Annotated in this window: 6 protein-coding genes and 1 pseudogene; 5 read left to right on the top strand and 2 right to left on the bottom strand. The window is 71.1% G+C overall.

Features of this window, described 5'->3' with window-relative positions:
* The first annotated feature begins 269 nt into the window (after nt 1-269).
* The 5 genes and pseudogenes from ABEA26_RS32865 (at nt 270) to ABEA26_RS32845 (ending at nt 8,057) form a co-directional block, all read left to right on the top strand.
* Complete coding sequence (locus ABEA26_RS32865; RefSeq protein WP_345597304.1) at nt 270-1,775, top strand: cytochrome ubiquinol oxidase subunit I; 1,506 nt, start codon at nt 270-272, stop codon at nt 1,773-1,775.
* 20 nt (nt 1,776-1,795) lie between these two features.
* A complete protein-coding gene (cydB, locus tag ABEA26_RS32860) occupies nt 1,796-2,800 on the top strand; it encodes a cytochrome d ubiquinol oxidase subunit II (protein ID WP_345597301.1) in 1,005 nt (334 codons plus the stop codon).
* Nucleotides 2,801-2,825: 25 nt separating this feature from the next.
* Nucleotides 2,826-6,326: a thiol reductant ABC exporter subunit CydD gene (gene cydD, locus ABEA26_RS32855; protein WP_345597299.1), complete on the top strand. Its 3,501-nt coding sequence runs from the start codon at nt 2,826-2,828 to the stop codon at nt 6,324-6,326.
* Nucleotides 6,327-6,431: 105 nt separating this feature from the next.
* Nucleotides 6,432-6,695 (top strand): annotated as a pseudogene (locus tag ABEA26_RS32850) (histidine kinase); the annotation flags it as partial.
* Between the two features lie 306 nt (nt 6,696-7,001).
* Complete coding sequence (locus tag ABEA26_RS32845) at nt 7,002-8,057, top strand: M23 family metallopeptidase (protein WP_345597298.1); 1,056 nt, start codon at nt 7,002-7,004, stop codon at nt 8,055-8,057.
* Between the two features lie 57 nt (nt 8,058-8,114).
* On the opposite strand, the gene ABEA26_RS32840 is transcribed toward ABEA26_RS32845, so the two are convergent.
* Both ABEA26_RS32840 and ABEA26_RS32835 read right to left on the bottom strand, forming a co-directional pair.
* Nucleotides 8,115-9,002 carry an HAD family hydrolase gene (locus ABEA26_RS32840; RefSeq protein WP_345597297.1) on the bottom strand — a complete coding sequence of 296 codons (888 nt, stop codon included), beginning with the start codon at nt 9,000-9,002 and terminating at the stop codon, nt 8,115-8,117.
* Nucleotides 9,003-9,863: 861 nt separating this feature from the next.
* On the bottom strand, nt 9,864-10,556 hold the full coding sequence (locus ABEA26_RS32835) for a GOLPH3/VPS74 family protein (RefSeq protein WP_345597295.1): 693 nt from the start codon (nt 10,554-10,556) through the stop codon (nt 9,864-9,866).
* Nucleotides 10,557-10,745 lie beyond the last annotated feature (189 nt).

The following is a 10,745-nucleotide window of genomic DNA, read 5'->3' as shown; positions in this document are numbered from 1 at the left end:
ACTCCGTCACACCTGGGCCGAAGTGCCCCCTTGGCCCCACGAGACACGTCCTCCGCCGCGTGGCTGATTCAGTAAGGCGTTGAGGTTCACGCCGAGGGGTTGACGTCACAGGGGACCCCCCTTCCGGTGACGAAAAGCTGTACGTCATAATTGCTTGTGAATGTGAACGCGTTCACAAGCGTGTCCCGGTTGCACCCGAGATGGGTGTGACATACACGCGTAAAACGCCGCTGACCACGGCGCTGTGGCGATGTAAGGAGACTGACGACGTGGACTTGGCTCTGGCGCCGGAGACGCTGGCGCGATGGCAGTTCGGCATCACGACCGTCTACCACTTCCTGTTCGTCCCGCTGACGATCTCGCTGGCCGCTCTCACGGCCGGACTGCAGACCGCCTGGGTCCGCACGGAGAAGGAGAAGTACCTCAGAGCGACCAAGTTCTGGGGCAAGCTGTTCCTGATCAACATCGCGATGGGTGTCGTCACCGGCATCGTGCAGGAGTTCCAGTTCGGCATGAACTGGTCCGACTACTCCCGTTTCGTCGGCGACGTCTTCGGCGCCCCGCTCGCCTTCGAGGCGCTGATCGCCTTCTTCTTCGAGTCCACCTTCATCGGCCTGTGGATCTTCGGCTGGGACAAGCTGCCCAAGAAGATCCACCTGGCCTGCATCTGGATGGTCTCGATCGGCACGCTGCTGTCGGCCTACTTCATCCTCGCGGCCAACTCCTGGATGCAGCACCCCGTCGGCTACCGGATCAACGACGATAAGGGCCGTGCCGAACTCACCGACTTCTGGGCGGTCCTGACCCAGAACACCACCCTCAACCAGGTGTTCCACAGCTTCTCGGCGGCCTTCCTGACAGGCGGCGCCTTCATGGTCGGCATCGCGGCCTTCCACCTGATGCGCAAGAAGCACATCCCGGTGATGCGGACGTCGCTCCGGCTCGGCCTGGTCACCCTGGCGGTCGGCGGCGTGCTCACCGCCGTCAGCGGCGACACCCTCGGCAAGGTCATGTACGAGCAGCAGCCGATGAAGATGGCCGCAGCCGAGGCCCTGTGGGACGGCGAGGAGCCGGCGCCCTTCTCCCTGTTCGCCTACGGCGACGTCGACGAGGGGCACAACAAGGTCGCCCTGGAGATACCCGGACTGCTGTCCTTCCTCGCCCACAGCGACTTCGACTCGTACGTGCCCGGCATCAACGACACCAACAAGGCGCTGCAGGAGAAGTTCGGCCCCGGTGACTACAAGCCCATCGTTCCCGTCGCCTACTGGGGCTTCCGCTGGATGATCGGCTTCGGGATGGCGTCCTTCTCCCTCGGCCTGCTGGGTCTGTGGCTGACGCGGAAGAGGTTCCTGCTGCCGGCCGGCCTGCGGACCGGCGAGGACGAGGTGCCGCACCTGGTGCTGCTGCGCAAGCCGCTCGGCGCCGGACTCACCCGCCTGTACTGGCTTCTGGCCCTGTGGACGATGGCGTTCCCGCTGATCGCCAACGCCTGGGGCTGGATCTTCACCGAGATGGGCCGGCAGCCCTGGGTCGTCTACGGCGTGATGCAGACCCGCGACGCGGTCTCCCCCGGTGTCTCCCAGGCCGAGGTCATCATCTCGATGGTCGTCTTCACCACGCTCTACGCCATCCTCGCCGTCATCGAGGTCAGGCTGCTCGCCAAGTACGTGAAGGCGGGCCCTCCCGAGCTCACCGAGGCCGACCTGAACCCGCCCACGAAGATCGGCGGCGACCTCCGTGACGCCGACAAGCCGATGGCCTTCTCGTACTAGGCCGAGGGAGCTGCACAGTCATGGAACTGCACGACGTCTGGTTCGTTCTGATCGCCGTCCTGTGGACCGGCTACTTCTTCCTGGAGGGCTTCGACTTCGGGGTCGGCGTGCTCACGAAGCTGCTCGCCCGGAACCGGGCCGAGAAGCGAGTGCTGATCAACACCATCGGTCCCGTGTGGGACGGCAACGAGGTGTGGCTGCTCACGGCCGGCGGCGCGACCTTCGCCGCCTTTCCCGAGTGGTACGCGACGCTCTTCTCCGGGTTCTACCTGCCCCTGCTGGTCATCCTGGTCTGCCTGATCGTCCGGGGTGTCGCCTTCGAGTACCGGGTGAAGCGCCCCGAGGAGAACTGGCAGCGCAACTGGGAGACCGCGATCTTCTGGACCTCGCTGCTCCCGGCGTTCCTGTGGGGCGTGGCCTTCGGCAACATCGTTCACGGGGTGAAGATCGACCGGGACCTGGAGTACGTCGGCACCGTAGGGGACCTGCTCAACCCGTACGCCCTCCTCGGCGGTCTCGTCACGCTGACCCTGTTCACCTTCCACGGGACGGTGTTCACCGCGCTCAAGACCGTCGGGGAGATCCGTGAGCGGGCCCGGACGCTGGCGCTGCGCGTCGGCCTCCTCACAGCTGTGCTGGCCCTGGCCTTTCTGGTCTGGACCCAGGTCGACAACGGGGACGGCAAGAGCCTGGCCGCCCTGGTGGTCGCCGTGGCGGCGCTGGTCGTCGCCCTGATGGCCAACCAGGCCGGGCGGGAGGGTTGGTCGTTCGCGCTGTCCGGCGTCACCATCGTGGCCACCGTGGCGATGCTCTTCCTGACGCTCTTCCCGAACGTCATGCCGTCCACGCTCGACGCGGACTGGAGCCTCACCGTCACCAACGCCTCGTCCAGCCCCTACACCCTGAAGATCATGACCTGGCTGGCCGTGATCGCCACGCCGGTCGTCCTGCTCTACCAGGGCTGGACGTACTGGGTGTTCCGCAAGCGGATCGGCACCCAGCACATCGCCGAACCCGCGCACTGAGTCCGGTCGGGAGGGCCTGTTTCACGTGAAACCCATCGATCCACGGCTTCTGCGGTACGCCCGAGCCACCCGGTTCTTCCTGACGGCGGTCGTCGTGCTGGGCGCGGTCGGCGCCGGGTTGCTCGTCGCGCAGGCGATGCTCATCGCCGAGGCGGTGGTGGGTGCCTTCCAGCACGGCATGACGGCGCCCGAACTCCGCACTCCCCTGCTGCTCCTGGTGGCCGTCGCCTGCGGTCGCGCGCTGGTCGGCTGGCTCACCGAGCTGGCCGCGCACCGGGCGAGCGCGGCAGTCAAGTCCGAGCTGCGGGGCCGACTGCTGGAGCGGGCCACCGTACTCGGCCCCGGCCGGCTGAGCGGGCAGCGGACCGGGTCGCTGGTCACCCTGGCCACCCGCGGGGTCGACGCCCTCGACGACTACTTCTCGCGCTATCTGCCGCAGCTGGGACTCGCGGTGGTCGTACCCGTGGCGGTGCTGGCCCGCATCGTCACCGAGGACTGGGTCTCGGCGGCCATCATCGTCGGCACCCTGCCGCTCATTCCGATCTTCATGGTCCTGATCGGCTGGGCCACGCAGTCCAGGATGGACCGCCAGTGGCGGCTGCTGTCCCGGCTGTCCGGGCACTTCCTGGACGTGGTCGCCGGGCTGCCGACGCTGAAGGTCTTCGGGCGGGCCAAGGCCCAGGCCGACTCGATCAAGCGCATCACCGGCGAGTACCGGCAGGCGACCATGCGGACGCTGCGGATCGCCTTCCTGTCGTCCTTCGCACTGGAACTGCTCGCCACCCTCTCCGTGGCGCTCGTCGCCGTCACCATCGGTATGCGGCTCGTCCACGGAGACATGGCCCTGTACGACGGCCTGGTCGTACTCGTCCTGGCGCCCGAGGCCTATCTGCCGCTGCGGCAGGTGGGGGCGCAGTACCACGCGGCGGCCGAGGGGCTTGCCGCCGCCGAGGAGATCTTCGAGGTACTGGAGCGGCCCGTACCGGCCTCGGGGACCGGCGCGGTGCCGACGGACGGTGGCCTGTCCTTCGAGGACGTGACCGTCCGCTACCCCGGACGCGGCGCGGACGCCGTGACGGACGTGAGCTTCACCGTCGAACCCGGTGAGACGGTGGCGCTCGTCGGCCCGAGCGGGGCGGGCAAGTCGACGCTCCTCAGCTCACTCCTCGGCTTCGTACGCCCGGCCGGGGGGCGGATCCGCGTCGGAGGAGCCGACCTCGCCTCCCTCGACCAGGCGCAGTGGCACGCCCGCGTCGCCTGGGTGCCGCAGCACCCGCACCTCTACGCCGGCACCATCGCCGAGAACGTGCGGCTGGCCCGGCCCGAGGCCGACGACACCGCCGTACGGCGAGCGCTGTTGGACGCGGGCGCGCTGGAGTTTGTGGACGCGCTGCCCGAGGGCACGGGGACGGTGCTCGGGGAGGACGGGGCCGGGCTGTCCGCCGGGCAGCGGCAGCGACTGGCGCTGGCCCGGGCGTTCCTCGCGGACCGGCCGGTGCTGCTGCTCGACGAGCCGACGGCCGCCCTGGACGGGGCGACCGAGGCGGAGATCGTGGCCGCGGTGCGGAGGCTGGCCAAGGGGCGCACGGTGTTGCTGGTGGTGCACCGGCCGGCCCTGCTGGAAGTGGCCGACCGAGTGGTCCGGCTGGAGGAACCGGCACCCACCGCCGCGGCCGAGGGGCCCCGCGGGCGATCGGCCGTCCACTCTGCCGGGGAGCCTGCCGGCGTCACTGCTCCGGTTCGCCCCGACGCCCAGGCCCTCTCGGCGGAGGCACGGGGCGGGATCCTCGCCAGGGTGCGCGCGATGTCCGCCGCCCGGCGCGGTCGGCTCGGCCTCGCCCTGCTGCTCAGCAGCCTGGCCCTCGGCAGCGCCGTGGGCCTGATGGCCACCTCCGGATACCTCATCTCGCGGGCCTCCGAGCAGCCGCCGGTGCTGTATCTGATGGTGGCGGTGACGGCGACGCGCGCCTTCGGTATCGGGCGGGCCGTGTTCCGCTACGCCGAGCGACTCGTGTCGCACGACGCCGTGTTGCGGATGCTGGCCGACACCCGGGTCGCCGTGTACCGGCGACTGGAGCGGCTGGCACCCGCGGGGCTGCGCCGCAGCCGCCGGGGCGACCTGCTGTCCCGGCTGGTCGCGGATGTCGACGCCCTGCAGGACTACTGGCTGCGCTGGCTGCTGCCCGCCGTGTCCGCGGTGGTGGTCTCGGCCGCGTCCATCGGCTTCACGGCCTGGCTGCTGCCGGAGGCGGGTGCCGTGCTCGCGGTCGGTCTGCTGGCGGCCGGAGTCGGGGTCCCGTTGATCTCAGGCGCCGTGGCACGGCGGGCCGAGCGCAGGCTCGCCCCGGCCCGTGGGCTGCTCGCCACCCGGGTGGCCGACCTGCTGACGGGCACCGCCGAGCTGACCGTCGCCGGTGCCCTGCCCGCGCGGTCCGCCGCGGCGCGCCGGGCCGACGGCACGCTCACCCGGATCGCCTCGCGTGCCGCCACCGCCACCGCGCTGGGCGACGGCCTCACCGCGCTGACATCCGGCCTGACCGTCGCGGGCGCCACCCTCGTCGGGGTTCAGGCCGTCGCGGAGGGGCGGCTCGCGGGCGTGGCCGTGGCCGTCGTCGTGCTGACCCCGCTGGCCGCCTTCGAGGCCGTGCTCGGGCTGCCGCTGGCCGTGCAATACCGGCAGCGGGTGCACAGGAGCGCCGAGCGCGTGTACGAGGTACTGGACGCCCCCGAGCCGGTGCATGAGCCGGAGACCCCCCGGCGGGCGCCCGCGTCGCCGTTCCCGGTCGTTCTCAGGGCACTGGCCGCTCGCCACCCCGGACAGGACCGGGACGCCCTGGCAGGGATCGACCTGACGCTGACGGAAGGCCGCCGCGTCGCCGTGGTCGGACCGTCCGGGTCCGGCAAGACGACGCTGGCCCAGGTGCTGCTGCGGTTCCTCGACCGGGACGCGGGCTCGTACACACTGGCCGACATGGATGTCTACGCCCTGGCCGGTGACGACGTACGGCGGCTCGTCGGGCTGTGCGCGCAGGACGCGCACATCTTCGACAGCTCGGTGCGCGAAAACCTGCTCCTGGCCAGGAAGGACGCCACCGAGGGGGAGCTGCGTGGCGCGCTGGCACGGGCCCGACTGCTGGAGTGGGCCGACAGCCTGCCCGACGGCCTGGACACACTGGTCGGGGAGCACGGGGCACGGCTGTCGGGCGGGCAGCGGCAGCGGCTGGCGCTTGCCCGGGCGCTGCTCGCGAACTTCCCCGTTCTCGTGCTCGACGAGCCCGCGGAACACCTCGATCTGCCGACCGCCGACGCCCTCACCGCCGATCTGCTGGCCGCCACCGAGGGCCGTACGACACTACTGATCACACACAGGCTGGCGGGTCTGGGCGCCGTGGACGAGGTGATCGTGCTGGACGAGGGACGCGTCGCGCAGCGGGGGACGTACGCGGAACTGACCGCCGTACCGGGTCCGCTGCGGGCGATGGCCGAGCGGGAGGCGACGTCGGAACTGCTGGTCGGGACCGAGTGACCGACAGTCCGTTGCCGAGCTTTGTCGAGGTCCTCGACGCACCGACTCTCTCGAACAAGATGAATCCGACTTTCTGGGACAGAAAGGTCTCATTAGGCTCGGGTCATGTCCCCAGCACCGCCTTTTGGCCACTCGCACCCGCGTGAGGAGGACTCGGCCGAGCTCCTGGCGCGGGTGCCGCAATTGCTGGGCGCTATGCGGTCCGTCGGCAGTGGACTGGAGCTGCACTCCACGTTGAACCGGATCTGCGAGACGGCGGCCGTCCTGGCGGACGCCCGGTACGCGGCCATCGGTGTCGTCGGCGAGGACGGCGAAGGCCTCGTCGACTTCGTGCACCACGGTCCCGACGAGCCGACCGCCCGACGGATCGTGAACGAGGCCCCGCGCTCGTGCGGAGCTCGGTGACCGGTTCGCCTCGCAGGCCGCGCCGGCGCTCGTGATGGCCGACGCCGAGCGCGCGCCGTGCCGAGGCCGTGGGCGGCACCAGTCGGATCGGGCCGGCGTCGGGGCGGACGGCGGCAGCGCGACGGTGCTGTGGGAGGCATCGTACTGAGCGCCGCCGGTGCGGGGTTGCCCCATGTGCAGCAGCCGCGCTGAGCCGTGTGCAGCAACGGGTCCCCCACTCGTACGACCTGAACAAGACCTTGCGTCCCCGTCCGGTCCAGGATCGCTGACATGCGCTCACCTCGCCGTCATCCGTTGCTCGTTCCGGCGTTGCTGTGCGCGCTCGCCGTGCTCGCGGCTCGCCCCACCGACGCCATGGACGAGGACGGTGGCTCCGGCTCCGGCACGGGCATCGGTGCTCAGGTGGCGCGGCTCTACGAGGACGCGGCCACCGCCACCCGGCAGTACGAGGACGGTCGGCGCGAGGCCGAGGCGCAGCGGGCGAAGGCCGTGGAGTACGAGAAGCGGCTCGACCGGCAGCGGCAGAGGATCGACACCATGCACGAGGACCTGGGCCGGTTCGCCCGTGCCCAGTACCGCGGGGGCGGTGGGCTTCCGCTCACCGCGCGGATGATCCTGGCGGACGACCCCGAGGAGCTGATGCGTGGCCAGCGGGCGGTCTCACGTGTGGACCTGGCCGTCAGCAAGGCCATCGGCAAGAGCCTGCGCGCCGAGGGCCGGCTCGCCGCCGACGAGGCCAGGGCACGGGCGGCCTGGCAGGCGCTGGAGGAACGCAACGCATCACTGGCCGAGCTGAAGAAGAGGATCGCGGGCAAGCTGGAGGCCGCGCGGTCGCGGCTGGAGGGACAGGCGGACGCCTCGGTCGCGGCCGGCTCGTGTCCCGGCGCGGTCCGTCTCGACCAGCCGGACGTGCGCCTCGGCCGGTCCTGGGTGTCCCCGGTGGAGACGTACACCCTGTCGGCGTCCTTCGGTAGCGGTGGGTCGCGGTGGGCCAACCGGCACACCGGGCAGGACTTCGCGGTGCCGGTCGGGACGCCGGTGCGGTCGGTCGGCACGGGCCGGGTGGTGAAGGTGTCGTGCGGCGGCGCGTTCGGTATTCAGGTCGTGGTCCAGCACGCGGGCGGCTACTACACGCAGTACGCCCACCTCGCCGCCGTGGCAGTCGACCAGGGCGACCGGGTCGGCCCCGGCCAGTGGGTCGGGCAGTCGGGCAGCACCGGCAACTCCACCGGGCCGCACCTGCACTTCGAGGTACGGGTCACCCCGGAGATGGGCTCGGCGCTGGACCCGGTGCCGTGGCTGTCGCAGCGCGGGGTGCCGCTCTGACGGGCCCGGGCGCCCGGCGGGAAGGCGCCTGGGTGAGCTGATCGCCGAGGACACTGCTCAGCGAAGGTCCGCCAGCAGCCGCTCGATCACGATCGCCACCCCGTCGTCGTTGTTGGCGACCGTCCGCCCCGACGCGGCGGCGATCACGTCCGGATGCGCGTTGCCCATCGCGTACGACCGTCCCGCCCAGGTGAGCATCTCGACGTCGTTCGGCATGTCACCGAAGGCGACGACCTCTTCGTGCGAGATGCCGCGCTCGGCGCAGCACAGGGCGAGGGTGCTGGCCTTGGAGACCTCCGGCCCACTGATCTCCAGCAGGGCGCTGGGGCTGGACCGGGTGACGCCGGCCCGGTCGCCGATGGCGAGGCGGGCCAGCGTGAGGAAGCCGTCCGGGTCCAGCTCGGGGTGGAAGGCGAGGATCTTGAGGACCGGCTCGGCGGCGGCACGGCCTCCCGGCGCCAGGAGCCTCTCCGCGGACGCGAGGCCGTCGGGGACCTCCATGTGCATCTTCGGGTACGCCGGCTCCTGGTGGAAGCCGTAGGTCTGCTCGACCGCGAACACCGTGCCGGGTGCCGCCTCGCGCAGGAGTCGTACGGCGTCCAGCGCGTTCTCCCGGGCCAGCTCCCGGACCTTCACGAACCGATGGGCTCCGGGGCCGCCGTGCAGATCGACCACGGCGGCGCCGTTGCCGCAGATGGCGAGGCCGTGACCGTGGACGTGATCGCTGACGACGTCCATCCAGCGGGCGGGACGGCCGGTGACGAAGAAGACCTCGATGCCCGCCTTCTCGGCGGCGGCCAGCGCGGCGACCGTACGCGGGGAGACCGACTTGTCGTCGCGGAGCAGTGTGCCGTCGAGGTCGGTGGCGATGAGCCGCGGGCGGAAGGCCGCGGCCGGGGGCTCGGGCTGTCGGGTCGCTGAGGTCACCCGGTCATTGTCACGCATATGCCCGCACGATCGTGCGTCGGTCCGCACATCTGTGAGCTACGGCTCTTACCTCTCGGGTGAGGTCCACGGACGCGCCCACGGGCTCCGGTGGCCCGCTGCGGTCCCTGATCCCCGCCCCGGAGGAAGGGGCCGAGGAAAGGGACGCCCGCTGCCGCGTCGCGACCGTCGTCCACGTCGCGCTGGAGCGTGGTGCCCGTGACCCGTACGTGCTCGCGCACACGGTCGCCTCCGGGCACCTCACGCTCGACCACTGCACGGACATGCTGCGTCGGGCCGGTGGGCCGGCCGAATCGGCCGACCCCAGGGCCGGTGCGGTCTCCCTGGTGGACAGCGGCACCTATGTTCGGCTCGGTGGACCACATCGCCGACCGACTCGACCAGTACCGGGACGCCGGAGTGGAGGAGGTGTTCCTCAACTGCGCCGGGGTGCTCTTCACCGAGGGCCCGGCGACGGTGCTCCGGGACGTGCGGGACTTCGCCTCGTTCGTGGGCCGGCACGAGGACCTGCGCCACTACTGCGATCTGCCGGCGGACAATCCTCGCCGAGGACGGCGCTCCCGCTCTTCAGTGAGCCGCACGGACCGTGGGCCAGCGGGGACGAGACTGCGCACAGCGGCTGCGGTTCTGTCCCGTACCCGCGTTGAGGCGCCCGGCTGCGTACGCCTGCCCGCTGACACTGTGCGTCTGGTCAACGGTCGGAGAGGCGTCGGCAGATCCTTGCCCACCGGTACCCCGCCCCGTGCTTCGCTGCGGGTGCCCCCGACGGCACCTTCCGTGGCCCCTACAGGGGAACCCGGCGCGGGGGACGCCACCGTGCCCGGAGGGCCGGGACGGCGGCGCCGCTGCGCAGTCCCGGCGTCAGCTGCCGGTGATGACCGTCGTCGTCACCGTCACCGCGATGATCGTCGCCAGCGCGTCCTCCGCGGCCTTCACGGCGCGGCGCACCGCCGTCGCGGACCACTGGTCGTGTGAGATCGACTCCATGGCCGCCGCGATCCGGCGCGCGTCGGCGTCCGGGAAGGCCAGGCGGTGCAGTCTCGCCCCGTGCAGCAGCGCCACCAGGCTCGCCGTACGCTCATTCGGCGTCGCGCCCCGCAGGACGACGGCGTCGAGGCGCTGCCGTACCGCCGCCTCCACCGAGCCGTCGGCCTCCGGATAGCGGCGTACGGGGAAGAGACCGAGCACCTTCTTCTTCTCCTCCCGGACCAGCCCCTTCTCGATCAGGCCGGTGTTCGCCCGGGCCACCGAGTCCGCCTTCAGCTGGTTGATCCAGTCCTTGGCGCTGCCCGGCTTGTCCTTGCCGGCGATGGCGGCGAGTGCGGTATCGAGGGCGGGCTCGCCCAGCGGCGTCGCATCGACGACGACGACCTTGTCGTCGGCCACGTCGACCCGGTCGGCCAGCACGAGTTCCACCAGCACGGCCGCGGAGATCGCCAGGGCCACCTTCGCCGAGTCCTTGGCGTGGCCGGACTCGTCGTCCAGCGAAAGAAGCAGGAGCTGCTCGCCCAGTGTGGTGAAGGCTTCCGTGGACGGTTCCATCGGTGTGTCCATTCCTCCAGTGTGAGGGTGGGGTCGGGCGCCGATGACGAGTGATTCCGTACGCCATTGCCTGCGTCGGAGGCTCCGACAACAGGAGCACGGACTCGCCGGGAGGGTACCGCCGTAGGCTCTGGGACATGAGTCTGCGTCTGAGCACCGTGATCCTGCCGCACCGTCGCTGGAACAAAGGCGGCCGTGCGG

The organism is Streptomyces marokkonensis, assembly GCF_039539045.1.
Taxonomy (GTDB): domain Bacteria; phylum Actinomycetota; class Actinomycetes; order Streptomycetales; family Streptomycetaceae; genus Streptomyces; species Streptomyces marokkonensis.
This window is presented reverse-complemented; position numbering and strand designations above follow the sequence as displayed.